Origin of the sequence: Pseudomonas sp. SG-MS2 (assembly GCF_009933855.1) — a bacterium.
GTDB classification, from domain to species: domain Bacteria; phylum Pseudomonadota; class Gammaproteobacteria; order Pseudomonadales; family Pseudomonadaceae; genus Aquipseudomonas; species Aquipseudomonas putida_E.
On the sequence record NZ_MOMO01000068.1, the window covers coordinates 1 to 26,047 of the forward strand.

At 61.0% G+C, this 26,047-nt stretch carries 26 protein-coding genes; 17 read left to right on the plus strand and 9 right to left on the minus strand.

Going from position 1 to position 26,047, the window contains the following annotated elements; all coding sequences use genetic code 11:
• Positions 1 to 297 precede the first annotated feature (297 nt).
• The 7 genes from BLX42_RS05355 to BLX42_RS05385 all read left to right on the plus strand — a co-directional run bounded on the left by BLX42_RS05355 (position 298) and on the right by BLX42_RS05385 (position 9,315).
• Positions 298 to 597 (plus strand): DUF6388 family protein, encoded by a 300-nt coding sequence (locus tag BLX42_RS05355; RefSeq protein WP_046787928.1) that lies wholly within the window; start codon positions 298 to 300, stop codon positions 595 to 597.
• A gap of 246 nt (positions 598 to 843) precedes the next feature.
• A complete protein-coding gene (tig, locus tag BLX42_RS05360; RefSeq protein ID WP_046787929.1) occupies positions 844 to 2,157 on the plus strand; it encodes a trigger factor in 1,314 nt (437 codons plus the stop codon).
• Positions 2,158 to 2,248: 91 nt separating this feature from the next.
• Positions 2,249 to 2,890: an ATP-dependent Clp endopeptidase proteolytic subunit ClpP gene (gene clpP / locus BLX42_RS05365; RefSeq protein WP_009683825.1), complete on the plus strand. Its 642-nt coding sequence runs from the start codon at positions 2,249 to 2,251 to the stop codon at positions 2,888 to 2,890.
• A 108-nt stretch (positions 2,891 to 2,998) separates the two neighbouring features.
• Positions 2,999 to 4,282: an ATP-dependent Clp protease ATP-binding subunit ClpX gene (gene clpX / locus BLX42_RS05370; protein ID WP_012313645.1), complete on the plus strand. Its 1,284-nt coding sequence runs from the start codon at positions 2,999 to 3,001 to the stop codon at positions 4,280 to 4,282.
• Between the two features lie 156 nt (positions 4,283 to 4,438).
• Positions 4,439 to 6,835, plus strand: coding sequence for an endopeptidase La (gene lon, locus BLX42_RS05375; RefSeq protein ID WP_046787930.1), 2,397 nt, complete (start codon positions 4,439 to 4,441; stop codon positions 6,833 to 6,835).
• Between the two features lie 152 nt (positions 6,836 to 6,987).
• Positions 6,988 to 7,260, plus strand: a complete 273-nt coding sequence (locus BLX42_RS05380; protein WP_012313647.1) for an HU family DNA-binding protein — start codon at positions 6,988 to 6,990, stop codon at positions 7,258 to 7,260.
• Between the two features lie 183 nt (positions 7,261 to 7,443).
• A complete protein-coding gene (locus tag BLX42_RS05385; RefSeq protein WP_125923208.1) occupies positions 7,444 to 9,315 on the plus strand; it encodes a SurA N-terminal domain-containing protein in 1,872 nt (623 codons plus the stop codon).
• A gap of 80 nt (positions 9,316 to 9,395) precedes the next feature.
• Here BLX42_RS05385 and BLX42_RS05390 read toward each other — a convergent pair whose 3' ends face one another.
• The gene (locus BLX42_RS05390; protein WP_046787954.1) at positions 9,396 to 10,436 is read right to left on the minus strand and encodes a patatin-like phospholipase family protein; all 1,041 of its coding nucleotides are present in this window, start codon (positions 10,434 to 10,436) and stop codon (positions 9,396 to 9,398) included.
• A gap of 153 nt (positions 10,437 to 10,589) precedes the next feature.
• Here BLX42_RS05390 and BLX42_RS05395 point away from each other — a divergent pair, with 153 nt between their 5' ends.
• From BLX42_RS05395 to BLX42_RS05405, 3 genes are all read left to right on the plus strand, one after another.
• On the plus strand, positions 10,590 to 10,868 hold the full coding sequence (locus tag BLX42_RS05395; protein ID WP_012313650.1) for a hypothetical protein: 279 nt from the start codon (positions 10,590 to 10,592) through the stop codon (positions 10,866 to 10,868).
• Between the two features lie 14 nt (positions 10,869 to 10,882).
• Complete coding sequence (locus BLX42_RS05400; RefSeq protein WP_046787933.1) at positions 10,883 to 11,662, plus strand: CHAD domain-containing protein; 780 nt, start codon at positions 10,883 to 10,885, stop codon at positions 11,660 to 11,662.
• Positions 11,663 to 11,738: 76 nt separating this feature from the next.
• Entirely contained in the window at positions 11,739 to 12,536 is a 798-nt protein-coding gene (locus tag BLX42_RS05405) for an acyl-CoA thioesterase II (RefSeq protein WP_161871300.1), read from the plus strand.
• Positions 12,537 to 12,539: 3 nt separating this feature from the next.
• Here BLX42_RS05405 and BLX42_RS05410 read toward each other — a convergent pair whose 3' ends face one another.
• From BLX42_RS05410 to BLX42_RS05420, 3 genes are all read right to left on the minus strand, one after another.
• On the minus strand, positions 12,540 to 12,908 hold the full coding sequence (locus tag BLX42_RS05410; protein ID WP_161871301.1) for an Mpo1-like protein: 369 nt from the start codon (positions 12,906 to 12,908) through the stop codon (positions 12,540 to 12,542).
• 75 nt (positions 12,909 to 12,983) lie between these two features.
• Positions 12,984 to 14,462 carry a methyl-accepting chemotaxis protein gene (locus BLX42_RS05415; protein WP_161871302.1) on the minus strand — a complete coding sequence of 493 codons (1,479 nt, stop codon included), beginning with the start codon at positions 14,460 to 14,462 and terminating at the stop codon, positions 12,984 to 12,986.
• Between the two features lie 115 nt (positions 14,463 to 14,577).
• Positions 14,578 to 15,375, minus strand: coding sequence for a TatD family hydrolase (locus tag BLX42_RS05420; RefSeq protein WP_161871303.1), 798 nt, complete (start codon positions 15,373 to 15,375; stop codon positions 14,578 to 14,580).
• Between the two features lie 158 nt (positions 15,376 to 15,533).
• Here BLX42_RS05420 and BLX42_RS05425 point away from each other — a divergent pair, with 158 nt between their 5' ends.
• The 3 genes from BLX42_RS05425 (at position 15,534) to BLX42_RS05435 (ending at position 18,012) form a co-directional block, all read left to right on the plus strand.
• Positions 15,534 to 16,940, plus strand: coding sequence for a transglycosylase SLT domain-containing protein (locus BLX42_RS05425; protein WP_115275364.1), 1,407 nt, complete (start codon positions 15,534 to 15,536; stop codon positions 16,938 to 16,940).
• Between the two features lie 114 nt (positions 16,941 to 17,054).
• Positions 17,055 to 17,489, plus strand: a complete 435-nt coding sequence (locus BLX42_RS05430; RefSeq protein WP_046787939.1) for a DoxX family protein — start codon at positions 17,055 to 17,057, stop codon at positions 17,487 to 17,489.
• Between the two features lie 214 nt (positions 17,490 to 17,703).
• The gene (locus BLX42_RS05435; protein ID WP_046787940.1) at positions 17,704 to 18,012 is read left to right on the plus strand and encodes a hypothetical protein; all 309 of its coding nucleotides are present in this window, start codon (positions 17,704 to 17,706) and stop codon (positions 18,010 to 18,012) included.
• Between the two features lie 119 nt (positions 18,013 to 18,131).
• On the opposite strand, the gene greB is transcribed toward BLX42_RS05435, so the two are convergent.
• The 4 genes from greB to BLX42_RS05455 form a co-directional block, all read right to left on the minus strand.
• A complete protein-coding gene (gene greB / locus BLX42_RS05440; RefSeq protein WP_039601340.1) occupies positions 18,132 to 18,635 on the minus strand; it encodes a transcription elongation factor GreB in 504 nt (167 codons plus the stop codon).
• Between the two features lie 115 nt (positions 18,636 to 18,750).
• On the minus strand, positions 18,751 to 19,479 hold the full coding sequence (locus BLX42_RS05445) for a hypothetical protein (protein ID WP_161871304.1): 729 nt from the start codon (positions 19,477 to 19,479) through the stop codon (positions 18,751 to 18,753).
• A gap of 107 nt (positions 19,480 to 19,586) precedes the next feature.
• Positions 19,587 to 22,094, minus strand: a complete 2,508-nt coding sequence (locus BLX42_RS05450; RefSeq protein WP_161871305.1) for an ABC transporter permease — start codon at positions 22,092 to 22,094, stop codon at positions 19,587 to 19,589.
• Positions 22,094 to 22,777, minus strand: coding sequence for an ABC transporter ATP-binding protein (locus BLX42_RS05455; protein ID WP_161871306.1), 684 nt, complete (start codon positions 22,775 to 22,777; stop codon positions 22,094 to 22,096). The genes BLX42_RS05450 and BLX42_RS05455 overlap by 1 nt, the downstream gene beginning before the upstream one ends.
• 10 nt (positions 22,778 to 22,787) lie before the next feature.
• On the opposite strand from BLX42_RS05455, the gene BLX42_RS05460 reads away from it, so the two are divergent.
• The 3 genes from BLX42_RS05460 (at position 22,788) to BLX42_RS05470 (ending at position 24,842) form a co-directional block, all read left to right on the plus strand.
• Positions 22,788 to 23,393, plus strand: coding sequence for an arylesterase (locus BLX42_RS05460; protein ID WP_046787322.1), 606 nt, complete (start codon positions 22,788 to 22,790; stop codon positions 23,391 to 23,393).
• Positions 23,394 to 23,451: 58 nt separating this feature from the next.
• Positions 23,452 to 23,733, plus strand: a complete 282-nt coding sequence (locus BLX42_RS05465; RefSeq protein ID WP_039601335.1) for a hypothetical protein — start codon at positions 23,452 to 23,454, stop codon at positions 23,731 to 23,733.
• Between the two features lie 131 nt (positions 23,734 to 23,864).
• Positions 23,865 to 24,842 (plus strand): L,D-transpeptidase family protein, encoded by a 978-nt coding sequence (locus BLX42_RS05470; RefSeq protein ID WP_046787321.1) that lies wholly within the window; start codon positions 23,865 to 23,867, stop codon positions 24,840 to 24,842.
• A gap of 139 nt (positions 24,843 to 24,981) precedes the next feature.
• Here BLX42_RS05470 and BLX42_RS05475 read toward each other — a convergent pair whose 3' ends face one another.
• On the minus strand, positions 24,982 to 25,233 hold the full coding sequence (locus tag BLX42_RS05475) for an Lpp/OprI family alanine-zipper lipoprotein (RefSeq protein ID WP_003250288.1): 252 nt from the start codon (positions 25,231 to 25,233) through the stop codon (positions 24,982 to 24,984).
• 517 nt (positions 25,234 to 25,750) lie between these two features.
• On the opposite strand from BLX42_RS05475, the gene BLX42_RS05480 reads away from it, so the two are divergent.
• A complete protein-coding gene (locus BLX42_RS05480) occupies positions 25,751 to 26,032 on the plus strand; it encodes a GNAT family N-acetyltransferase (RefSeq protein ID WP_046787320.1) in 282 nt (93 codons plus the stop codon).
• Positions 26,033 to 26,047: the final 15 nt, after the last annotated feature.

A 26,047-nucleotide genomic window follows, 5' to 3' on the forward strand; every position in this document is an offset into this window, starting at 1 on the left:
GTAGAGCGCCGGATTGTGATTCCGGTTGTCGTGGGTTCGATTCCCATCGTCCACCCCATATTTTCGAAGGCGCCTTGATTGTATGATCAGGCGCCTTTGTTGTTTCTGCGTTATGCGTACGAGCGCGTAACTATGCAGCCTCGCCGGCAAGCCGGCTCCTGCAGGGGCGCGCAGTTCTTGAGGCCTGCGCAATAGCTCTGCCAGCCCTTGCAATCCTCTGGCGACACCCCAATAAAAGCTGATAGATTTCAGTCGGTTGAAATACCGGCTGGATTAGGCCAGCAAAGGATTAATCCAATGATTGCAAAAGAAGCCCGTCAAGCGCTGGCGCTTCAGCGCTTCGCCGAGGCCAATCCGCAACTGCTCGAGGAAATCCGTGGGCTGGATGCGCGCGAACAGGCCCAGCAGATCGAATGGGCGTTCGAGGATGCCGCCGACCAGCAGGGCATCCAGCCTTGGGAGCTGGCGCTGCAGTTGATCGCCGAAAGCCCCGAGCAACTGCAGGCCATGCGCCTGGAGACCCATCGCGAAGTGGCCCAAGCGCTGGGTATGGCTTGGGAAGAGTACTGCCAGTTCAATGAAATCGACCCTGAATAAGGGCGTTTTTGCGGGCTGTAGTTGTTTGACAAAGTATTACGGTTGCGTGCCGCCGACGGCGTTGCGCAGCCTGCATATATATAGAGGCCCGGCGATACGCCGTGCGGGCCTTGCAAGCTAATCGACCGGCGTGGTTTCCCGTCGTCCCGGGTGGGGTGACTTCTGGTGCGTGACTCACTAGAATGCTTGCCCTTGATTCTGGAGTCGGGCTAACGCCGGCTAACGTCTGTGCAACGAGGAATATCCATGCAAGTTTCTGTTGAAAACACTTCCGCTCTCGAGCGCCGCATGACCATCGCCGTTCCGGCCGAGCGCGTCGAGAACGAAGTCAACAAGCGTCTGCAGCAGACTGCCAAGCGCGCCAAGGTCGCGGGCTTCCGCCCAGGCAAAGTGCCGATGAGCGTGATTCGCCAGCGTTTCGAAGCCGATGCCCGTCAAGAGGCTTTCGGTGACCTGGTCCAGGCTTCCTTCTACGAAGCCATCGTCGAGCAGAAGCTGAACCCGGCTGGCGCGCCTGCTGTAGAGCCGAAGTCCTTTGAAAAGGGCAAGGACCTGGAGTTCGTCGCCATCTTCGAAGTGTTCCCAGAGTTCGCCGTTGCCGGCCTGGAGTCGATCAGCGTCGAGCGCCTGAGCGCCGAAGTGGCTGATGCCGACCTGGACAACATGCTGGAAGTGCTGCGCAAGCAGAACGTGCGCTTCGAGGCCGTCGAGCGCGCTGCCGAGAAAGACGACCAGGTCAACATCGACTTCGTCGGCAAGATCGACGGTGAAGCCTTCGCCGGTGGTTCGGCCAAGGGTACCCAGCTGGTGCTGGGCTCCGGCCGCATGATCCCAGGCTTCGAAGACGGCCTGGTTGGCGCCAAGGCTGGCGAAGAGCGCGTTGTCAACGTGACCTTCCCTGAGGATTACCAGAACCTGGACCTGGCTGGCAAAGCTGCCGAGTTCACCATCACCGTCAACAGCGTTTCGGCACCTCAGCTGCCAGAACTGAACGAAGAGTTCTTCGCCCAGTTCGGCATCAAGGAATCGACCCTGGAAGGCTTCCGCGCCGAAGTTCGCAAGAACATGGAGCGTGAACTGCGTCAGGCGATCAAGACCAAGGTGAAGAACCAGGTCATGGACGGTCTGCTGGCCGCCAACCCGATCGAAGTGCCGAAGGCTCTGCTGGAAAATGAAGTCAACCGCCTGCGCGTCCAGGCTGTTCAGCAGTTCGGTGGCAACATCAAGCCTGAGCAGCTGCCGGCCGAGCTGTTCGAAGAGCAAGCCAAGCGCCGTGTGGTGCTGGGCCTGATCGTCGCCGAAGTGGTCAAGCAGTTCGAACTGAAGCCGGACGAAGGCAAGGTTCGCGAAATGATCGAAGAAATGGCTTCGGCTTACCAGGAGCCTGAGCAGGTCATCGCTTGGTACTACAAAAACGACCAGCAGATGAACGAGGTACGTTCGGTTGTACTGGAAGAACAAGTTGTAGATACTGTTCTGCAGAAAGCGACTGTGACCGACAAATCGGTCTCGTACGAAGAAGCCGTAAAACCAGCACAGGCTCCTGCCGAAGCTGAGTAAGGCGGCCCTCTCGTAGGAAACCCCCACAAGCCAGCCTTCGCGCTGGCTTGTGCGTATTCAAGCCATGACTATTTGGGAGTGAGCGCAGGACATGTCCCGCAATTCTTATATTCAGCAGAGCTCTGACATCCAGGCCGCAGGCGGCCTGGTCCCGATGGTTATCGAGCAGTCCGCCCGTGGCGAACGTGCCTATGACATCTACTCGCGCCTGTTGAAGGAGCGAGTGATCTTCCTGGTCGGCCCGGTAGAGGACTACATGGCCAACCTGGTAGTGGCGCAGATGCTGTTCCTTGAGGCGGAAAACCCGGACAAGGATATCCATCTTTACATCAACTCCCCAGGCGGCTCGGTAACGGCTGGCATGTCGATCTACGACACCATGCAATTCATCAAGCCGGACGTCTCGACCATCTGCATCGGCCAAGCCTGCAGCATGGGTGCCTTCCTGTTGGCCGCCGGTGCCAAGGGCAAGCGTCACTGCCTGCCTAACTCGCGGGTGATGATTCACCAGCCGCTCGGCGGCTTCCAGGGCCAGGCGACCGATATCGAGATCCATGCCCAGGAAATCCTCAACATCAAAGCGCGTCTGAACGAGCTGCTGGCCTACCACACCGGCCAGGATCTGGAGACCATCAAGCGCGACACCGAACGTGACAATTTCATGAGCGCCTCGCGCGCGGCCGAGTACGGCCTGATCGACTCGGTATACGACAAGCGGCAACTGGCCTCCTGAACCCAGGTGCCAGAGCAGGCAGGCGCCCAAAGCGCCTACCTGCGGACTTGAAAAAGCCCGCAATTGCCTTCATCTTGTGTTGCAAGCCTACCGGATTGGATCGATCGAATGACTGACACCCGTAACGGCGAGGACAGCGGCAAATTGCTTTATTGCTCCTTCTGCGGCAAAAGCCAGCACGAAGTGCGCAAACTGATTGCCGGGCCCTCGGTATTTATCTGCGACGAGTGCGTCGACCTGTGCAACGACATCATCCGAGAGGAGGTGCAGGAAGCCCAGGCCGAAAGCAGCGCGCACAAATTGCCTTCGCCGAAAGAAATCAGCGGCATCCTGGACCAGTATGTGATTGGTCAGGAGCGCGCCAAGAAGGTGCTTTCGGTAGCGGTGTACAACCACTACAAGCGCCTGAACCAGCGTGACAAGAAAGGTGACGAGGTTGAACTCGGCAAGAGCAACATCCTGCTCATCGGGCCTACAGGCTCGGGCAAGACCCTGCTCGCCGAAACCCTGGCTCGCCTGTTGAACGTGCCGTTCACCATTGCTGACGCCACCACCCTGACCGAAGCCGGTTACGTGGGTGAGGACGTCGAGAACATCATTCAGAAACTGCTGCAGAAGTGCGACTACGATGTGGAAAAGGCCCAGATGGGCATTGTTTACATCGACGAGATCGACAAGATTTCGCGCAAGTCGGACAACCCGTCGATCACCCGTGACGTTTCGGGTGAAGGCGTGCAGCAGGCACTGCTCAAGCTGATCGAAGGCACCGTTGCCTCCGTTCCGCCGCAAGGGGGGCGCAAGCACCCGCAACAGGAATTCCTGCAGGTGGATACCCGCAACATCCTGTTCATTTGCGGTGGCGCCTTCTCAGGCCTGGAAAAGGTCATCCAGAACCGCTCCACCAAGGGTGGCATCGGTTTTGGCGCTGAAGTACGCAGCAAGGAAGAGGGCAAGAAGGTTGGCGAGTCGCTGCGTGAAGTCGAGCCGGATGACCTGGTCAAGTTTGGCCTGATCCCCGAGTTCGTCGGCCGTCTGCCGGTTCTGGCAACCCTCGACGAGCTGGACGAGGCTGCGCTGATGCAGATCCTCACTGAGCCGAAGAACGCCCTGACCAAGCAGTACGCCAGGCTGTTCGAGATGGAAAGCGTTGACCTTGAGTTCCGCAGTGATGCGCTCAAGGCCGTCGCACGCAAGGCCCTGGAGCGCAAGACTGGCGCCCGCGGCCTGCGTTCGATCCTCGAGGGCGTTCTGCTCGACACCATGTATGAAATTCCTTCGCAGAAGGAAGTCAGCAAAGTGGTGATCGACGAGAGCGTCATCGAAGGCACTTCGCAGCCGTTGCTGATCTACGAGAACAGCGAGCCGCAAGCCAAGGCCGCACCCGACGCCTGAGTCGGTCAGGTGGCAGCAAGCAAGAAAGGGGCCCATGCGGGCCCCTTTCTGCTTTTCCTGTGCAAGCGCTTGTAATTTCCCAGGCGTGCCCCCACATTAGGTCCAAGCATCATTTCCACCGGTTTCCGGCCATAAGGCCGCTGTAGAGGCGAAATCATGAAGACCACCCTCGACTTGCCTCTTTTGCCATTGCGCGATGTCGTTGTTTATCCGCACATGGTCATCCCACTGTTCGTGGGGCGTGAGAAGTCCATCGAGGCCCTTGAGGCTGCGATGACTGGCGAGAAGCAGATCCTTCTGCTGGCCCAGAAGAACCCCGCCGACGATGATCCGGGCGAAGACGCCCTGTATCGCGTCGGTACCGTCGCTACCGTGCTGCAACTGCTGAAGCTGCCTGATGGCACCGTCAAGGTGCTGGTCGAGGGCGAGCAGCGGGGTGCAGTCGAGCGCTTTACCGAAGTTGAAGGGCACATCCGTGCCGAAGTTTCCCTGATCGACGAAACCGACGCCGCCGAGCGCGAGTCGGAAGTCTTTGTGCGCACGCTGCTGTCGCAGTTCGAGCAGTACGTGCAGTTGGGCAAGAAAGTCCCTGCCGAAGTGCTGTCGTCGCTGAACAGCATCGAGGAGCCTGGGCGCCTGGTCGATACCATGGCCGCACACATGGCCCTGAAGATCGAGCAGAAGCAGGAAATTCTCGAGATCGTCGATCTGTCCACCCGTGTCGAGCATGTGCTTGCGATGCTGGATGCTGAAATCGACCTGCTGCAGGTCGAGAAGCGTATCCGTGGCCGGGTCAAGAAACAGATGGAACGCAGCCAGCGCGAGTACTACCTGAATGAGCAGATGAAGGCCATTCAGAAAGAGCTCGGCGATGGCGACGAAGGCCACAACGAAGTCGAAGAGCTGAAAAAGCGCATTGAAGCCGCTGGCCTGCCGAAAGATGCCCTGGCCAAGGCTCAGGCGGAGCTGAACAAACTCAAGCAGATGTCGCCGATGTCGGCTGAGGCCACCGTGGTGCGGACTTACCTCGACTGGCTCGTGCAGGTGCCGTGGAAGGCCCAGAGCAAGGTTCGACTGGACTTGTCCAAGGCTGAGGAAATTCTCGATGCGGACCATTATGGCCTTGAAGAGGTCAAGGAACGCATCCTCGAATACCTCGCCGTGCAGAAGCGCGTGAAGAAAATTCGCGGCCCGGTGCTGTGCCTGGTTGGCCCGCCAGGCGTGGGCAAGACCTCGCTGGCCGAGTCGATCGCCGCTGCGACCAACCGCAAGTTCGTGCGCATGGCCTTGGGTGGCGTGCGTGACGAGGCCGAGATTCGCGGCCACCGTCGGACATACATCGGTTCGATGCCAGGCCGCTTGATCCAGAAGATGACCAAGGTGGGTGTGCGCAACCCGCTGTTCCTGCTCGACGAGATCGACAAGATGGGCAGCGACATGCGTGGCGACCCGGCCTCGGCGCTGCTGGAAGTGCTCGACCCTGAGCAGAACCACAACTTCAACGACCACTATCTGGAGGTCGATTACGACCTCTCTGACGTGATGTTCCTGTGCACCTCGAACTCGATGAACATCCCGCCGGCGCTGCTTGACCGCATGGAAGTCATTCGCTTGCCGGGTTACACCGAGGACGAGAAGATCAACATCGCGGTCAAATACCTGACGCCCAAGCAGGTCAAGGCCAACGGTTTGAAGAAGGAAGAGCTCGAGATCGACACCTCGGCGATCCGCGACATCATCCGTTACTACACCCGCGAAGCCGGTGTACGTGGCCTTGAGCGGCAAATTGCCAAGGTTTGCCGCAAGGTCGTCAAGGAACATACCGGCCAGAAGCAGGTCAAGGTCAAGGTCACCAGTGAGCAGCTCGAGCACCTGTTGGGTGTGCGCAAGTTCCGCTACGGCCTGGCCGAGCAGCAGGACCAGATCGGCCAGGTGACCGGCCTTGCCTGGACCCAGGTGGGTGGCGAATTGCTGACCATCGAGTCGGTGGTCATCCCTGGCAAGGGCCAGCTGATCAAGACCGGTTCGCTCGGCGACGTCATGGTCGAGTCGATCACCGCCGCGCAAACCGTAGTCCGCAGCCGCGCCCGCAGCCTGGGGATTGCCGCCGACTTCCATGAGAAGCACGACGTGCACATCCACATGCCCGAGGGTGCTACGCCCAAGGATGGCCCGAGCGCCGGTATCGGCATGTGCACCGCGCTGGTGTCGGCGCTGACGCAGATTCCAGTGCGTGCAGATGTTGCCATGACCGGTGAAATCACCTTGCGTGGGCAGGTATTGGCCATTGGCGGGTTGAAGGAAAAACTGCTGGCGGCACACCGTGGCGGGATCAAGACGGTGATCATTCCAGAGGAGAATGTTCGCGATCTGAAGGAGATTCCGGAAAATATCAAACAGGATCTGCAGATCAAACCGGTCAAATGGATTGACGAAGTCCTGCAAATTGCGCTGCAATACGCCCCGGAGCCCTTGCCAGATGTGGCTCCTGAGATTGTCGCGAAAGATGAAAAGCGCGACGGCGATGCTAAGGAACGAATTAGCACGCATTAGTAGTTTTTGGCTGGGGGGCTTTCCTTGACAGTATTTTCGGGGCCTTGCTATAAAGCGGCACGCTATTGTCACCAGGCCACCCAGCGCACGTTTCATAAGCTTTTCATTACATACTTAGAAACAAACTCAATAGAGAAATAAGGGGACTTAGAGTGAACAAGTCGGAACTGATTGACGCTATCGCCGCATCTGCTGACATCCCGAAAGCTGTAGCCGGCCGCGCGCTGGATGCAGTAATTGACTCCGTGACTGGTGCCCTGAAAGCAGGCGACGACGTCGTTCTGGTTGGCTTCGGTACCTTCTCGGTCAAAGAGCGCGCAGAGCGCGATGGCCGTAACCCGCAAACTGGCAAGACCATCAAGATCGCTGCTGCCAAGGTTCCAGGCTTCAAGGCTGGCAAAGGCCTGAAAGACGCCGTCAACTAAGTCGTCTCTTTCAGCCGGACCCGGCCTGGCCAGGTCCGAGCACGCTGAAGGCGGGTCGCAAACGTTCCCGCCTGACACGTTTGCTAAGAAAAGGCGCATCCTCGGATGCGCCTTTCTTTTATCAGGATTCTACCCACGCTCCGCGGTTGTCGACGCAGTGGTACAGCCGTTTCTGGGGGACGCATGCTGCAAAATATCAGGGACAATTCACAAGGTTGGATTGCCAAGACCATCATCGGCCTCATCGTCGTGCTGATGGCGTTGACGGGCTTCGAGGCCATTTTCCAGGCCGCCAGCCATAGCCAGGACGCCGCCAAGGTGAACGGCCAGACCATCAGCCAGAACGAGCTGAGCCAGGCGGCCGACATGCAGCGCCGCCAGCTGATGCAACAGCTGGGCAAGGATTTCGACCCGGCACTGCTGGACGAGAAATTGCTGCGCGATGCCGCGCTCAAAGGGCTTATCGAACGCAAGCTGCTACTGCAGGGTGCCGAAGATGCCAAGTTCGCCTTCAGTGAGGCCGCGCTGGATCAAGTGATCCTGCAGACGCCGGAATTCCAGGTTGATGGCAAGTTCAACGCCGACCGTTTCGACCAGGTCATCCGCCAGATGGGCTATGGCCGCTTGCAGTTCCGCCAGATGCTCGCCGAAGAAATGCTGATCGGCCAGGTACGCACGGGTATTGCCGGCAGCAGCTTCGTGACCGACCAGCAGGTCGACGCCTTCGCTCGCCTGGAAAACCAGACCCGCGACTTCGCTTCGTTGACCTTCAAGGCCAACCCGGCTGCGGTCAAGGTCAGCGATGACGAGGTCAAGGCCCATTATGAACAGCACGCCAAGGAGTTCATGACGCCGGATCAAGTGGTCATCGACTATGTCGAGCTGAAGAAGTCGGCATTCTTCGATCAGGTGAAGGTTACCGACGACGAGCTCAAGGCCCAGTACGAGAAGGAAATCGCCAACCTGGCCGAACAGCGCCACGCTGCGCACATCCTTGTCGAGGTCAATGACAAGGTCACCGATGCCCAGGCCAAGGCCCGCATCGAAGAGGTCGAGCAACGCCTGGCCAAAGGTGAAGACTTCGCCAAACTGGCCAAGGAGTTCTCCCAGGACCCGGGTTCGGCCAACAGTGGTGGCGACCTTGGCTTCGCCGGCCCGGGTGTGTATGACCCGGTCTTCGAGGACGCGCTGTACAAGCTCGACGATGGCCAGGTGTCTGCACCGGTGCGTACCCAGTTCGGTTATCACCTGATCAAGCTGCTGGGCAAGCAGGCGCCGGAAGTCCCGAGTTTTGCCAGCCTGAAGGACAAGCTCACGCGAGACCTGAAGACTCCGCTGGTCGAGCAGCGCTATGTCGATGCCAGCAAGCAGTTGCAGGATGCTGCCTACGAGGCTGCCGACCTGGCCCAGCCCGCCCAGGACCTGAACCTCAAGGTGCATACGTCGGCGCCATTCGGCCGTGAGGGCGGTGAAGGCATCACGGCCAACCGTGCCGTGGTCCAGGCTGCGTTTTCCGAGGAAGTGCTGGAGGAGGCTGCCAACAGCACCGCCATCGAGCTGGACCCGGAAACCACGGTGGTATTGCGCGTCAAGGAGCACCGCAAGCCGGAGCAGATGCCGCTCGAAGCCGTGGCCAAGAAAATCAGCGAACACCTGGCCAAGGAGAAGGCAACCGCCGAGCTCAAGGCCAAGGCGGACAAGCTGATCGCCGGCCTGCGTGACGGCTCGGTCGCTACCGATACTGCCCAGGAAGGCCAGAGCTGGAAGGCCTACGAAGCAGTCACCCGCAGCCAGGACGGTATCGACCCGGCCGAGTTGCAGGCACTGTTCCGCCTGGCCAAACCGCAAGCCAAGGGCAAGCCGGTATATGGCAGCGTGGTTCTGGCCGATGGCAGCCTGGTCGTGCTGCAGCTCAAAGGTGTCAACGAAGGTGCCGCCGCCAGCGCTGAAGAGAAGCAGCAGATCCGCCGCTATCTCGCTTCGCGTGCGGGCCAGCAGGACTTTGCGGCATACCGTAAGCAGCTCGAAGGCAGTGCGGACATCACTCGCTACTGAGTGACTGTCTGGTAATGAAACAGGCCGCATGATGCGGCCTGTTTCGTTTCTGTGGCACGGGCGTAAGCGCCGGGTTCGCCTCAGCGCTTTTCCCCCTCATAGTTATCCAGCGTATCCCGCGCAATCTCCCGGCCCAAGGCAATCAGCTCCGGCGCCTTGTAGAACTCGAAGAAGCGGCATACCCGCTTGGGCACGTTGATCAGCACGTCCGGTGGATACCCCGCGATCTTGTATTGCGCCAACGACGTCTGCATCACCTCGAAACTCTGGTTGATCAGGTCCAGCAGCGAAGCTGGCCCCACGTTGTCGACGATGATCGACCCTGTGGCTGATTTTGGCGCGCCCTCGCTCTGCGGTGCCGCCGCCGGTTGCTGCGCTTCGGGGTCGGCCGCATCGGTCAGCCAGGGGTTGGGTGGAATCAGGCCCTCGCCGGTGATCTCCTGCTCGATGCGCATCAGTTCCTCGACGGGCTTGCGCCGAAACGGCATGCGCGACCCCAGCGAATTGATCAGCGCGTCAAAGCGCATCCTGAATGCTGCCGGCCGCTCGATGACAGGCAACTGGTATTGCTTCTGGTTGGTGGAGTTGAGGTTCACCGCAATGATCATGTCGCAGTGGCTGGACACCACCGGCACGATCGGTAGCGGGTTGAGGATGCCGCCGTCGACCAGCATGCGGTTGCCTTGCATTACTGGCGTGAACAGGCTTGGAATTGCCGCCGAAGCGCGCATTGCCTGGTGCAGGCAGCCTTCCTGGAACCAGATCTCCTGCTGGTGGGTCAGGTCGGTGGCCACTGCCGTGTAGGGGATGCGCAATTGCTCGATATTGATTTCGCCAACGATCTTGCGGATTTGCCCAAACACCTTGTCGCCGCGAATGGCACCAAGGCGGAAGCTGACATCGACCAGACGCAGTACGTCCAGGTAATCCAGGCTTTCGATCCAGTTGCGGTATTCATCGAGTTTGCCCGCCGCGTATATGCCCCCGACCACCGCGCCCATCGAGCAACCGGCAATGCAGGCGATCTCGTAGCCGCGCCGTTCGATTTCCTCGATCACGCCGATATGGGCATAGCCCCGAGCGCCCCCCGATCCCAATACCAGTGCTACACGTTTGCTCATGATCATCCCCGGCTTCTGCATCCATGGTCCTACAATGCACCGAGCGTTGCCTGTGCTTCAATGTAGACTCTAGGCAAAACGTGCCGGGCGCGGCACTTTTCAGGTGCCCACGCGTCGAACAGCCATTCTATTTGAACCTCTGAGGTATTACCGATGAAAGCCTGGATCTGCCTTCCTCTGATTGCCCTGGCCCTTGCCGGCTGTGCGGGCAAGACGGCTTACCGTGACAGCTGCGCGTCGCAGCTCGATGCCGCCTGGAAGGAGCTTGACCTGGCCAAGGCTGAAGGCTTTGCCGGTACTGTCAGCTATTCCAAGGCTTTGTCGCTTTTGACCGGGGCCAAGACCCAGCAGCAGTTCGAAGGCTTCGAAGGTTGCACCAATAAAGCCGAAAAGGCGCGTTTCTACATTCGTGAGTCGCGCGCCGGGCGCTGACCGAGGAGCGCTGTATGTCCAGCATGCTCGACCATGTGGTTGCCCAGGTAGTGGCCTTGCAGGTGCACCTGCTGGCCTGTCGCGAGCGCCTTGCTGCCGATACCGACAGCGAGGCCTTGCACGATCTGCGCATAGGCCTGAGGCGCTTGCGCAGCCTGTTACGGCCGCTGAGGGGCTTGCCGGGGGTCGAGCAGTTGGAGGACGCTGCGAAAGCCCTTGGTACCTTGACCACGCCGCTACGTGACCGTGAGGTACTGGCGGCCGAGTTGATCAAGCGCGGCGTTGCCCAGGCGGGGCAGCGGCGTCTGCAAGGGCGGGCTGCCACCTTTGCCGGCGTGGCCACCAGCGCGCAGCTGAGCCGTGTACTTGCCATCCTCGATGCCTTCCCGCTGTTCCTGCGCGCAGCGGGCCGTGAAGGGTTGGCCAAGTCACTGCGCAAGCGTGTCGACAAACGCCTGGTCAAGCAATGGCGCAAGCTGCAGGAAGCCTTGCAGGACCCGGCCCACGACCGCCACCGCCTGCGCCTGTTGATCAAACGTGTGCGCTATGGCGACCAGGCCTATCCGCAACTCGATCATGCCGGCAAGCCGCTGCAGCGCATGCTAAAACAAGCCCAGAGCGATTTGGGTAACTGGCATGATCGCTTGCAATGGCTGTTGCAGGCTCAATCGCATGCGGATCTCGCGCCCTGCAAGGTCGATTGGGAGCAGGAGCTGGATGACGCCGAACGCCAGTCCGACGTGACACTGGATGCCTTGCAGGCAGCGCTGCAGCGGCGCAAGCCCGGCAAATGACCGATATGCGGGCTGTTCGACGCAAGGTTGCTCGCTAGTATTGGCTGACACCTTTCGCTGCTGCAGGAGCCGGCCCATGAACTTCAACCAACTGCTCGACGCCGTGCGAGCACACCCCGACGGCGTCAGTGTTCCGCCCAACTGGGCCCAAGGGCGTGCCGCATTCGGTGGCCTGATGGCCGCCATGGTGTATGAGGCCATGCGCCTGAAGCTCGCCGATAGCCGCCCGGTGCGTTCCCTGGCCATCAGTTTCGTCGCCCCCGCCGCTCCCGACGTGCCAACCCGTTTTGAAGTCGAAGTGCTGCGCGAGGGCAAAGCCGTCAGCACCCTGCTTGGTCGAGCGATTCAGGATGGCCAAGTGGTGACTTTGGTGCAGGGCAATTTCGGCGCCGGGCGGGCATCGGTGGTGAATGTTCCTGCAGTGCCGGCCATGGAGATGAAGGCGCCTGAGGATGCCGCCCCTGAGCTTCCTTACATCAAAGGCGTCACACCTGAGTTCATGCGCCATGTTGCCCTGCGCTGGGCGGTTGGTGGGTTGCCGTTCAGTGGCAATCAGTCACGGCACATGGGCGGCTGGGTGCGCTTGCGGGATGTTGCCCAGGAGCAGGTCAACGAGGCCCACCTTTTAGCGCTGGTCGATGCCTGGCCACCCAGCCTCATGCCTTACCTGAAGCAGCCCGCAGCAGGCAGTACGCTGACCTGGACCATCGAATTCATCCAGCCGGTTGCCAGGCTGTCGACGTTGGACTGGTGCCGCTACTGCGTCGAGACGGAACACGCCCGCGATGGTTACGGGCATGCCGCAGCTGCTCTGTGGACGGCTGAAGGTGAGTTGCTGGCATTGAGCCGGCAGACGGTCACAGTGTTCGCTTGAGATTCAACGCCGATGTTTGTGCCGTCCGCGCCAGGCGCGCCACCAGGCACCACTGAGCACAAAACGCGGGAAGGTGATGAATTGCTCGGTCAGCAGGCGCTGCACGGCGGCCTTGCGGTTGGCGAACGGTTCTGGCTGCTCGGCCTCCAGGCGGTGGCCCTGACGCTGCAGGCCCAGGCCGGCGATCAGGGAAATGATGCCGACAGCAATCTGGCCAAGGTCCAGGGCGAACAAGCCTGACAGCACCAGCAGAGCGCCAAGGATGAACAGCGGCACGGCAATCAGGTGCAGCACCAGGTTGGTCGGGTGGCGGTGGTTGTGGTGATAGCCGCGCCATTGCCAGGCGGGCAAGTTGGGCAGTCGTTTGCTCATGGGCAGTTCCTCGCGGTCATGCCCAAAGCTTAGTGCGGCCCTGTGGTCGCAGCCAATCGAGGCTGGCTATGGTGACTATAGTTTGAGCTGGCCGATGGCCTTGTTCAGCTCGCCGGCCAGGGTCGCCAGTTCGCTGCTGGTGGTGGCCGAATCGACAGTCTGCTGCACGGTTTCCTCCGTGACGTCACGGATGCTGACTACTGCCCGGTTCATTTCTTCCGCCACCTGGCTCTGCTGCTCGGCGGCGACGGCTATCTGGGTGTTGCTCTCGCGCATCTGCGCCACGGCGCCGGTAATTTCGGCGAGCGCTGCGCCGGCTTCCTTGGCCTGGCGCACGCAGTCGTCAGCTTTGTAAGAGCTTTCCTGCATGAACTCCACCGCATCGCGGGTACCGGCCTGCAGGTCGGCTACCATGCCGGTGATCTCGTCGGTGGAGGTTTGCACGCGTTTGGCCAGGCTGCGCACTTCATCGGCGACCACCGCAAAGCCACGGCCCATTTCGCCGGCGCGCGCTGCTTCGATGGCGGCATTGAGCGCCAGCAGGTTGGTCTGTTCGGCAATACTGTGGATGACGTTGACCACGCCATTGATCTTCTGGCTGTCCTCGGCCAGTTGGCGGATCATTTCGGCGGTCTGCTGCACACCGCTGGATAGCCCGGCAATCGAATCCTGCACCCGGTTGACCACATTCTTGCCGCTGCCAGCGAGGGTGTCGGCGGTCTGCGACAGGTCGCGGGTGGCACCGGCATGCTGGGCGATATGGTGCACGGTGGCGGACATCTCGTTGATCGCCGTAGCTGCCTGGTCGGTCTCGCTTTGCTGGCCGAGCATGCCGTGGCGAACTTCGTTCATGCTCGTGGCCAGGCGCGCGGCGCCCGAATCGAGTTGCGCGGCTGTGCGTGCCACGGTGCTGACCACGCGGTGGTAGGTCGACTGCATGGCGTTGAAGGCGCCTGCCATCTGGCCCACTTCGTCTCCGCAAGCCAGAGGCACGCGGGCCGACAGGTCACCGGTTTTTTCCACGTGCAGCATGACGTCCTTGAGGGTATTGAGTTGGCTCAGCAGGAAGCGGATCAAAAGTTGCGAGGCGCAGAGCATGGCCAGCATCAGGATCAGCACACAAACCGCGTAGTTGGCAAAACGCTCGAAGAACACCTGGCGCACGCTCGGTGCCTGGGCCAGTACCGCCACCTGCTCGTCGCCATGGCGCAGTACCTGAGCACCCCGCAGCGGGTTGTTACCGAAGAGCCAGGCGGCCGGGAGTGCTACCCAGCCTTGTGCATTACGCAGTGCATCCAGGCTTTGGCCGGCAAAGGTCGGGGTTTGGCCGGGTTGCCAGGTGATCACGTTGGCCTGGCGGGGCAGGGCAAGCTCTTGCGGCCAGGCGGCCAGCAGCTGTGCCTGGGATTGCGCCTGGATCTGCACAGCCTCGGCGCGGGTTCGCTGCTCTAGGTGCACGGCATAAAGCACCAGCATCAAGGTGGTGACAAAGGCCACTGCGTTGACGGCCCAGAACTTGTACTTCAGGGAAATATTGCTAAGCCAGGCACCCATGGGTAGGTCTTCTCTGAGTTGAGCGGAAACATTATTGGCAAGGTGCCATCATTGTGCCCGCTCACGCCTGGGAGGTTTTGACGTGTATCAACAAACCGTTTATGCCCGATCAAGCTCAGGTCAGCTGGAAAAATGCCCGAGCCGTTGCAGTGGTGTGCGCCGCGGTATCTTCAACACGTTCACCTCGGTGCAACGCTACCTCCCGCAGCACCTCTGGCAGAAACGCCGGCTCGTTGCGCCCGCTCTTCGGTTTCGGTCGCAGACTGCGCGGCAGCAGATACGGGGCATCACTCTCCAGCATCAGGCGCCCTTGTGGGATATTGCCCACCAGCGGATGCAGGTGCGTGCCGCGGCGTTCGTCACAAATCCACCCGGTGATGCCGATGTGCAGGTCCATGTCCAGGTAGGCGAACAGTGCGTCGCGCTCGCCGGTGAAGCAATGCACCACGGCGGCCGGCAGGTGGTCGCGGTAGTCCTTCACAATCGCCAGCAAGCGCTCGCTGGCATCACGCTCATGCAAGAACACGGGCAGGCGCAACTCGGCGGCCAGCGCCAACTGAGCTTCCAAGGCTTTTTCCTGGAGTGGGCGAGGGGAGAAGTCGCGGTTGAAGTCCAGCCCGCATTCGCCTACGGCGCGCACACGCGCTTCATTCAGCAACTGGCGCAGTCGTTGGTCGCTGTTGGCGTCCCACGCTTTGGCGTCGTGCGGGTGTACGCCGGCTGTGGCGAACAGGTGCTCGCTGGCGGGGTCCAGCTGCTGGCACAGCTCTAGCGCCTGCTCGCTGACCGCGAGGCTGGTGCCGGTAAGGATCATCTGCACTACGCCGGTTTCGATGGCGCGCTCGACGATGGCGGCCTGCTGGTCGTGGAAACTGCTATTGGTCAGGTTGACGCCGATATCGATCAGTTGCATGGTGCTACCTCGTGCCGCGGGACGGCCAGCATAGCAAAAAGCGCGATTTCCGGGAAAAAGCCAAGAACTTCAGGCTTTTGCGATGGTCTTTTGCCGTCATTTATCACGAGTTGCTCGCACACATGGATGCTGCCCACCGACCTCGGATACGTCTTCGCATGCTGCGATACCTGCTCGCCCTGCTGCTGGCGCTCGGCCTGATGAGCGTCGGTCCCGCCTACGCGCGCCTGCCGGGGCCACAGCAGAACGTGCCGGTGAGCAAGGCCCGTGACCTTGAACAGATCCGCAGCAGCAAGGTGCTGCGGGTACTGGTCAACCAAAGTCGCAACAGTTCCGGTGAGGTCAAGGGCGAGCCCGTCGGCATCGAGTACTACCGCTTGCGTGCGCTTGAGCATTACCTCAACGCCCGGGCCGGCGACGGGCAACAGGTGCGGCTCAAACTCATCCCCAGAGCCAAAGAGCAACTACTCGGGGCCCTGCAGCGCGGTGAGGGCGACCTTGCCGCCCCGGGCGAATTGCTCGACCCGAGCCTGGTCGGTGGCGTGAACAGCAGTGCTCCGGTCCTGGACCAGGTGCCGTTGTGGCTGGTCGGGCGCAAGGGCGAGCGCAGTTTCACCCGCGTCGAGCAGTTGTCCGGGCGCACCGTGGCGTTGACCAGTGCCAGTGCCGCCGGCGCGCTGATCCAGCAGATCAACCAGCACCTGGCGCTGCGCAAGCGCCCGCCCGTCAAGATCGAGTGGGTCGATTCGACCCTGGCGGTGGAGGACGTGCTGGAGATGGTCCAGGCCGGCATCTATCACCTGACCGTGGTGGAGCGGCCGATCGCGCTGCGCTGGGCCCGGGTAATGCCACGCCTGCGCCTGGATAGCCGACTGCAACTGGGCCCGCCGCAAGCCATGCGCTGGTATGTGCGCCGAGATGCGACGCTGCTGCAGGCCACGGTCGATCGTTTTCTGCAGGGCTACCGCGCGCCCGAGAACCAGGACGCTGCCTTCGAGCGCATCTACCGGCGCCAGTACCGCGTGCACAACCCGCTTGCGCGCAAGGACCGTCAGCGCCTGGCTTCTGTGCGCGCGGTGCTGCAGAAACATGGCCAGGCGCAACAGATCGACTGGCTGAACCTTGCTGCGTTGGCCTTCAAGGAGTCGACCCTCAACCCGGCGGCGCGCGGCAGTGGCGGGGCGCATGGCCTGATGCAGATCACTCCTGCAGCTGCCCAACGGGTCGGGGTCAGCAATACCGCAACGGTGGATGGCAATGTCCAGGCCAGCGCCCGTTACCTGGCGTTGATCCGCCGCAAGTTCTTTGCCAGCCCGAAGATCAACGAGCGTGAGCGCATGGCCTTTGTGCTGGCCGCCTACAACCTTGGGCCCGAGCGGGTCCAGGCCATGCGTGTCGAGGCTCGCAAGCGTGGCCTCAATGGCAATCAATGGTTCTTTCAGACTGAACGGGTCGCGATGGAGCAGGTGGGCATGGGGCCGGTGAACTTCGTCAACAGCGTGAACAAGTACTTCCTGGCGTTCAACCGTGAGCGTGCGGTGCTGGAGCGGAGGGGGAATCGCTGATAAATCGATTTATTTGATTGGTATGCTGGGTTTTTTGCGATTTATATATCTCTCATGTCGATTATTATGGCGCCCATCCCAACACAACATCCCAGCTTTCAAGGAAGTCACCCAATGAACAACGCAATCATCAAACTGCTCTCCACCCACGCCGGCCTGGGCCTGAGCGTGGTTCGCATCCTGGTCGGCATCATCTTCATGGCGCACGGTGCGCAGAAACTCTTCGGCCTGTTCGGCGGCTACGGGTTGGAGGGCACCGGCCAGTGGATGGAGAGCATCGGCCTGGCCCCCGGCTACCTGATGGCCCTGCTGTCCGGCAGCGCCGAGTTCTTCGGCGGCCTGGCCCTGGTGATCGGCCTGCTGGCTCGCCCGGCGGCGCTGGCACTGAGCGTAACCCTGGTGGTGGCAATTTTCTCGGTACACATCGGTAACGGCCTGTTCATGTCCAACAATGGCTATGAGTTCGCCCTGGCGTTGCTGGCGGGTACCGTCGCGGTACTGATCGAAGGCGCTGGTCGCTTCTCCGTAGACCGATTGATCGCCCGCTGACAGCTCATGCTGCAGGCCTCAAGTTGATGACTTTCAGCTTGGGGCTTGCAGCTTGCCGCGTGTAGCTCTAGCATACCGCCTGCGCCGATTTAAACAGCTACTTGCGGGGCGCAGGAAAACCCAGCCCCGGGTCATCCGAAATACCGCTAAAGCGCTGGTTCGGTGACGCCTCCCACCGCTGCCCAGCGGGATTTGCGAGGCGGAGAAACACTCCATGAGTTGCCCACGTACCAGTGTCTGCTTGAGCCCACTGCCTGCCAGCCAGGCCACCCGCACACCGCGCATTCTGCTCGGTGGCCAGCATCAGCCTACTCTTTTGCGTCATCTCGAAGGCTTGTCCCGTCGCAAAGGCCAGGCCCGCGCCTTCCTCATCCAGTTTGCCGAAACCGCGTGCCGGCTGGAGCAGTTTGGCAACGACCGCTTCGATCTGGCGGTGATCCAGGCACCTGCCGCGCAGGATGCTGCCGAAGTGATCGGCCACCTCACCCGCATCGCACGCCAGGGCCTGATTACCCGACGCTGAGGGGCGCGCTATTGCACTCAGCCTTTGAACCGCCGTACTTGATAGCGGGTCCTTCTACTGTAACAGCCACCACTGCAGTCTGGTTCTTGACGCAGTGTTGGCTGATTTTGCAGGCGTCGTCAGGGCTTGATGAACCGGGGAGTGGCCTCCATCTCTTTGTACTCAATGTCGGTAACTTCCCAATACGCATCGCCCGTTGGGGTGTGTACCAAAATCTCGTCCCCTACACACTTGCCAATGCATGCTCGTGCCATCGGTGAATCGATGGAGATAAAATCCTTTCTGTCATAAATTTCATCGCCGCCCACGATGCGAAATTTTTTGGTCTCGTCATCTTCGTTGATAATGGTTATCCAAGCCCCGAAAAATATCTTGCCTTCTTGAGCAGGTGAGTAAGGAACGACACGAAGAACTTCGATCCGTTTTCGGAGGTAGCGTACTCTTCGATCTATTTCCCGCAGTCTTTTTTTGTTGTACTGATAATCCGCGTTTTCACTTCGGTCGCCTAAAGATGCTGCCCAGGTTACTTTTCGAGTAATCTCGGGTCGCTCTTCGCGCCAAAGCCAATCCAGTTCATCTTTCAAGGATTGATAGCCAGCTTCGGTGATAAGATTAGTCGCCATATTTTGCCTGTTATCTAGTCAGTGTCCGGTGCCTGGTCCAGGGTGGGTAATTTATCCGAAGTCAACGTTTTTCTGTATCAGCCTGGAGTTGCCAGCTCGCAGTAATCATCAGAAATCAGGCACCTGGCGATGCGCGCCAGGAAGCAATCCACTTAAACAACCTGCTCATCCACCAATGACTTCGGGCTTTGCGAATTTCGTCAATGTGCATGAATGTGTACGGGGCGGGCATGATTTTCTCTTGATTGCGAAGGCTGCGTAGCCCTCTGATGATGTGGCGTGTATAAAATAGTAAGGTCATGGAACAAGCCAGCAGGCCGAATGAGGCAACCAGCTCGGAAGTAAGAATCCCGATTTTTTTGGTAAAAACACTTGCCGCCAAGGTGGTCACCCCAGCCACCAGTAGAGGGTTGTATGCGGTCGACGATTTCTGCTTTATTTGTCGGCGAGGCTGGACTTTGATTCCGTCATGCTCGAAGGGGTGAAATGACGGTTTTCCGTTAACCAAGACCAGGTATGTCAATGCGGTGATCGCCATAGGGGCCAGTCCAATCGGGAAGGCAGCAATATCGGCCCCACTCCAGAGCCTTGCGGCAGCATGATAGGCCAAATTACAGGATAACAATGAGAATATCCCGGTCGTGGTCAGCACGAGTGACAGGGTATATGTCGTAAATTTTTCACAAGCGTAAACCAAGTGTAGCGTCCACCCGAGTGCAGCGACGGAGATTATGAAAAAAGCAGGCCAGAAGAATTTTAGCTTTGAAGGTCCCAAGGCGAGAAAAAATACAAAAACGCCAAGTAGAACCCAGCTCACCTTTTTAATGTTGGTCGCGTTTATCATCGTTGTTCTCTATCCTTGATGCGTTGCCGATCTTTTATGTCTCCACTCTCAATGAAAAACGCCAGCATCGTCGATAAAGCCGTTGGTTGCAGCTAGCTCCTGAGGTACTACCCCTCCCGAAGCACCGCCAACGGGCTAGCATTAAGCGCCCGCCGAGTCCCCAACACACCAGCCCCTCCTACCAGTAGCGCGCCCGCTAGCGGCAGTATCAGCAGCCACGGATGCGGGCCCCACTGCAGGTCGAACGCATAGCGGTAAAGCACCAGGGTAATCAACTCACAGCCTAGCGCTGCCAGGGCGCCACTGGCCGCACCCAGCAGCCCGAACTCGATACGCCGCGCTTTCACCAGCAACGGTCGAGCAGCGCCAAGCGCGCGCAGCAATGCGCCTTGGCGAATGCGTTCATCCAGCGTTGCCTGCAAACCTGCGAACAGCACGGCCAACCCCGCTGCCAGGACGAACAGCAATACATATTCCACCGCCAGGGTAACCTGGGCGAGGATGCTGCGCAGCTGCTCCAGCAAGGCATCGACTTGCAGGATGGTCACCGCCGGGAACGCCCGCGACAGGGCCACCACATCCAGGTCATGACCCGGCGCGAGGTAGAAGCTGGTCAGGTAGGTGGTCGGCAGCCCCTGCAGGGTGCCGGGCTGGAAAATCATGTAGAAGTTCGGCTGGAAGCTGTCCCAGTGCACGCTGCGCAGGCTGCTGACCCGTGCCTGGCGTTGTTCGCCGCCAATGTCGAAGGTCAGCAGGTCGCCCAGCTGTACCTTCAGGCTGGCGGCAAGTTCCGCCTCGACCGAAACGCCGGGGATTTCATCGCCAGCCGGTAGCGCCCGCCACCAGTTGCCGGCGGTCAAGGCATTGCCTGCGGGCAGGTCGGCGGCCCAGGTCAAGCTGAGGTCGCGCTGAACGGCGCGCTCGCCGGCGGAATCCTTGCTGACGATCTGTTGCACGGGTTGCTCGTTGATCTGGATCAGCCGGCCAGGCGTCACCGGGTACAGCGGTGCGGAGGCTGCGTTCACCTCGTGCAGGCGCTGGGCAAAAGGCTCACGGTCGTCGGGCAGGATGTTCAGGGCGAAATGGTTGGGTGCGTCCTTGGGCAGTTGTGCCTGCCAGGTGTCGAGCAGCTCGGCGCGCAGCAAGGCGACCAGGGCCATGGCCAGCAGGATCAGGCCAAACGCCAGTGCCTGGCCCGCGGCAGCCATGGGGTGGCGCAGCAACTGGCCCAAGCCCAGGCGCCAGGGCAGCGGGGCGCCTGCCAGCAGTTGCCGCAGGCTACGTAGCCCAAGCAGCAGCAGGCCGCCCAGTGCCAGCGCGGCAAGCAACCCGCCGCCTAGCAGGGCGAAGGTCAGCAGCAGGTCGAGGCTCAGGCGCCACATGATCAGGCCCAGGGCGAACAGGGCGGCGCCGTAGACCAGCCAGCTGCTGGGTGGCACGGGCAGCAGGTCGCGGCGCAGTACACGCAGTGGCGGCACCTTGCCCAGAGCGGCGAGCGGGGGCAGGGCGAAACCGGCCAGTGCGACCAGCCCGGTGGCGATGCCGGCCAATGCCGGGAGGATGCCGCCAGGCGGCACCACGCTCGGCAGCAGGCCGTGCAACAGGCGGAACAGGCCCAGTTGCGCCAGCCAGCCGAGCAAGGCACCGACCAGCGCGGCCAGCAGGCCGAGCATGGCCAGTTGCAGGCAGTACAGGCCCAGCGCTTGGTGGCGGGACAGCCCCAGGCAGCGCAACAGTGCGCTGGCGTCCAGGCGCCGCGCCGCATAGCGGCTGGCCGACAGTGCCACGGCGACGCCTGCCAGCAGCACCGCTACCAGGCTGGCCATGTTCAGGTAGCGTTCGGCCTTGCCCAGGGCACCCCCGATCTGCCGGTTGCCATCGCGGGTGTCGAGCAGGCGCTGGTTCGCCGCCAGGTTCTTCTCCAGCCCCTGGCGGTACTGCGCCAGGGCCTGTGCATCGCCGCGCCACAGCTCACGGTAGCTGACCCGGCTGCCGGGCTGAATGACCCCTGTGGCCTCCAGGTCGGCGAGGTTCATCATCACCCGCGGGGTGAGGCTATAGAAGTTGTTGGCACGGTCCGGTTCGTAGGTCAGTACGCGGCTCATGCGCAGGGTCTTCATGCCGACGTCGATGCTGTCGCCGATGCTCAGGCCAAGTGCAGCCAGCAGGCGCGGTTCGACCCAGACCTCGCCCGGCGGCGGGCCGCCACCGGGTGTTTCCATGGCATACGGCGCCGGTGCACTGCGTACCTGGCCACGCAGGGGGTAGGCGTCATCGGCGGCCTTGATGCTCGACAGCTGGATGCCGGCATCACCACCGACCACGCTGGTGAACTCCACCACCCGGGCGTGGCGCAGGCCCAGGGCGGTGCCGGCGTCTACCTGTTCCTGACGCGCCGGCGCACTGCCTTGCAATACCAGGTCGGCGCCAAGGAACTCGCTGGCGCGCAACTGCATGGCGCCATTGAGGCGGGCACCGAAATAGCCGATGGCGGTGCTGGCGGCAACAGCCACCAGCAGGGCGAAGAACAGCACGCGCACTTCGCTGGCGCGGATGTCGCGCAACAACTGGCGCAGCGCCAGGCCGCACAGGCGGGAAAGCGGCATGTGCTTCATCAGGCCTCCACCGGCGCCACCAGGCGGCCTGCTTCCAGTCGTATCAGGCGCCTGCAGCGGCTGGCCAGGCGCTCGTCATGGGTGACCAGAACCAGGGTGGTGCCGCGCTCCTTGTTCAGGTCGAACAGCAGGTCGCTGATGCGCTCGCCGGTATGGCTGTCGAGGTTGCCGGTAGGTTCGTCAGCGAACAGCACCGCCGGTTGGGCGGCGAAGGCGCGGGCGATTGCCACCCGTTGCTGCTCGCCACCAGACAACTGGCGTGGCGTGTGGGTCAGGCGCTTGCCCAGGCCGACCCGTTCAAGCAGGGTGCGGGCTTGTTCGCGAGCATCGCGACGGCCGTCCAGTTCCAGTGGCAGCATGACGTTTTCCAGTGCATTGAGGCTGTCGAGCAGCTGAAACGACTGGAACACAAAGCCGACATGTTCGGCGCGCACCCTGGCGCGTTGGTCTTCGTCCAGTGGGCCCAGGTCGTGTCCGGCGAGTATCACCTTGCCGGCGCTGGGGTGGTCCAGGCCGGCCAGCAGCCCGAGCAGGGTGGATTTGCCCGAGCCCGAGGCGCCGACGATGGCCAGGCTGTCGCCTTGGGCGAGGTCCAGGGACAGTGCGTGCAGGATGGTCAGATCACCTTCCGCACTGGGGACCACTTTGCTAAGGTTCTGCGCAACGAGAATGCTGGGGCCCATGGAGAATCCAATGCGAGTGTGGTGGTTGAGTGCCGGTCTGGCCCTGTATTGCCTGGCCCAGAGCGCGGCGGCGGGAACGTTGCTGGTTGTCGGCGATAGTATCAGCGCCGGTTTTGGCCTGGATACCCGCCAGGGGTGGGTCTCTTTGTTGCAGACCCGGCTCAGGGACGAAGGTTTCGATGATCGGGTGGTCAATGCGTCGATCAGCGGCGACACCAGTGCAGGGGGCCAGGCGCGGCTGCCTGCGCTGCTTGCAGCGCACAAGCCCAGCCTGGTGGTGCTGGAATTGGGCGGCAACGACGGGCTGCGCGGGCAGCCTCCAGAGCAATTGCAACAAAATCTTGCCTCGATGATCGAGCGGTCACGCGAGTCCGGGGCCAAGGTGGTGCTGCTGGGCATGCGCCTGCCGCCCAATTACGGGGTGCGCTACACCACAGCGTTCGCCAAGGTTTATGAGCAGTTGGCAGCGCAGAAACAGGTGGCACTGGTGCCTTTTTTCCTCGAGGGCGTAGGGGGTGTGCCGGAGATGATGCAGGCCGATGGCATCCATCCGGCGCAAGGTGCTCAGCAGCGGTTGCTGGAAAATGCCTGGCCGGCGATAAAACCCTTGCTGTGACGCTTTAAACGGGGCCGGCTTTCGGCTAATGTTGCGCCCCCCGTTTCGAGAGCCCCCAATGCCGCGCCCTGCCTGGTCCTTGTATGCCTACCAACTGATCGAGCCCGATGAGCAGCTCGATCTGTTCGCCTGCCAGGAAATCCGCGTCCACCTTGTCGCCCGCCAGCTCGAACTGGGTGTGCCGGTCGACCGTACCCTTTGTGGGGGCTTGCTGCCTGCGCAACCACGGTGGTCCGGCGTGCCGCGTTCGATCTATCGTGACGGCCGCCTGTGCGACCTCTGCCGGGCGATTCTCGACGCCCAGCGCCGCGGCATGCGTCCGGTATGGCCACAGCTTTGACACGGCCCTGGGCCTGAAACTCCGAGCGCCTTTCATCATCTGAAACGCATGGAAACCGCCAGTGGCTCCCGCTTGGCACGGTGCGGGTGTACAATCGATTCTCTTGACCCACCTTTCGAAGGATTTACCGGATGTTGCCGCGCTTTCCCGCCGTCACCCGCTGCCTGACCCTGGCCGGCCTGCTGGCAGCAGGCCCCGCCGTTGCACTGGAGCTGCCGCTGCCGCCTCCGGGAGAAGACGTCGTTGGCCAGGTACAGGTGATCAAGGCCAAGTATGAGGACACCTTTGCCGACATCGGCACTGCCAACGACCTCGGCTACCTGGAGATGATCGCCGCCAACCCGGGTGTCGACCCATGGCTGCCGGGCGCCGGTACCGAGATCATCCTGCCGACCCGCTACGTGCTTCCGCCGGGCCCCCGCGAGGGCGTTGTCATCAACCTTGCTGAATACCGGTTGTACTACTTCCCGAAAGGGCAGAGCGTGGTATACACCTTCCCGCTGGGGATCGGTCGTGAAGGCTGGGGTTCCCCCATCGCCAACACCAAGATCATTGCCAAAACCCCAAACCCGACCTGGACGCCACCGGCTTCGATCCGTGCTGAGCACGCCGCCGATGGTGACATCCTGCCAACCGTGGTGCCGGCCGGGCCAGACAACCCGCTGGGGCCTTACAAGTTCACCCTGGGCGTGCCGGGTTATCTGATTCACGGTTCGAACAAGAAGTTCGGCATTGGCATGCGCACCAGCCATGGTTGCTTCCGCATGTTCAACAATAATGTGCTGGAGCTGTCGAAGATGGTCCCGGTCGGTACGCCGGTGCGCATCATCAACGAGCCGTACAAGTTCGGAATCAGTGGTGGCAAGGTATACCTCGAGGCGCACACACCGCTGGACGATCACGGCGACCCTTCGGTGGTCGATAAGCACACTGCTGTCATCAACGCGCTGCTCAAGCGCGAAGACCTGGCCAACAATGTGCGCATGAACTGGGACATGGTCCGCGACGTGGTCGCTGCCGAAGATGGCATGCCGGTGGAAATTGCCGTGCCCGTCGATAACCAGGGTGCAGCTCCCATGGTGTCGAGTATTCCTCCAGAACTGCAGTAAGCCCTTGAGCGATAGGGCTGAAGCCTGCCCAGGTCAAACGCCTGGGCAGGCTTTTTCATTTGTGCTGTTTGCTTTTGTAGCGGCAATAAAAAAGCCGACCCCACAAGTGGGTCGGCTTCTTAACAATCCGTGAGGACTATTACTTGCGGCTGGCTTTGTCCAGCATACGCAGAGCGCGCTCATTGGCTTCGTCAGCGGTCTGCTGAGCCTTCTGAGCGGCTGCCATTGCATCGTCAGCCTTACGGTAGGCTTCGTCAGCACGGGCCTGAGCGCGAGCTGCTGCGTCTTCAGTCGCAGTCAGACGAGCTTCGGTTTCTTTGGATACGCTGCTGCAACCGGTAGCCAGAACTGCGGCCAGAGCCAGAGCAGAGAATTTCAGAACGTTGTTCATCGTGTTCCCCTTCAAGGACTTTCTATTAAATAGCCATCTCTCAGGAAAGAGAAACTGGCCGGCGTACATAGTACCCATTACTTGTAGTAAGTAAACTGACTCAGCGCAAGAACGGTAAAAAAAATGTTGCCCAAGGGTGCTTGACGAGATTTTCAGGCTTTTTGTGAGCACGCTGTGCAGGCGGCGCAAGCGATTGTTGTGTGGGAACTTTTTTGTTGAACTAACGGTGACTTTAAGGGTCGTTGTACGTCTAAAGCCCAAGAGTGTCCGGCTGAGTTTGCAGGTCAGTTCGTGCAGGGGTTCGAGCTCATTGCCGTGACTTTTAACCGATGCCACCTTGAGCAATCCGGGGTGTCGCGCCTACTATTTGATGGCCCGGTCCGGCAGAACCATTGCAATCGGCCTGCGGTCCAAGGGGCAAGAGGTGGCATAGGCGCTGCACGCATTGGTTCCTCTGCCGGATACATCACCATCGATTAAGGTAAAGGTCTGCCCAAAAGGCCTGCGAGGAGTAGTGATGAGTGAAGCGCTGACCATCCACCATGACCAGGCCGGTCATCAGTTCGAGACCAACGTGGACGGTCATCGTGCCTACCTGACGTACATGGATCTGGGCAAGCAGACGCTGGATATCTATCGCACTTTCGTCCCCAACGCCCTGCGCGGCCGCGGCATCGCTGCAGCACTGACCGAAAGGGCCTTGGAGTACGCGGACCAGATGGGCTACACGGTGATTCCTTCCTGCTCGTACGTCGAACGCTACATGGAGCGCAAGCAGCGTCATTCGAGTAAAGCCTGAACCTGCTGACTGCAC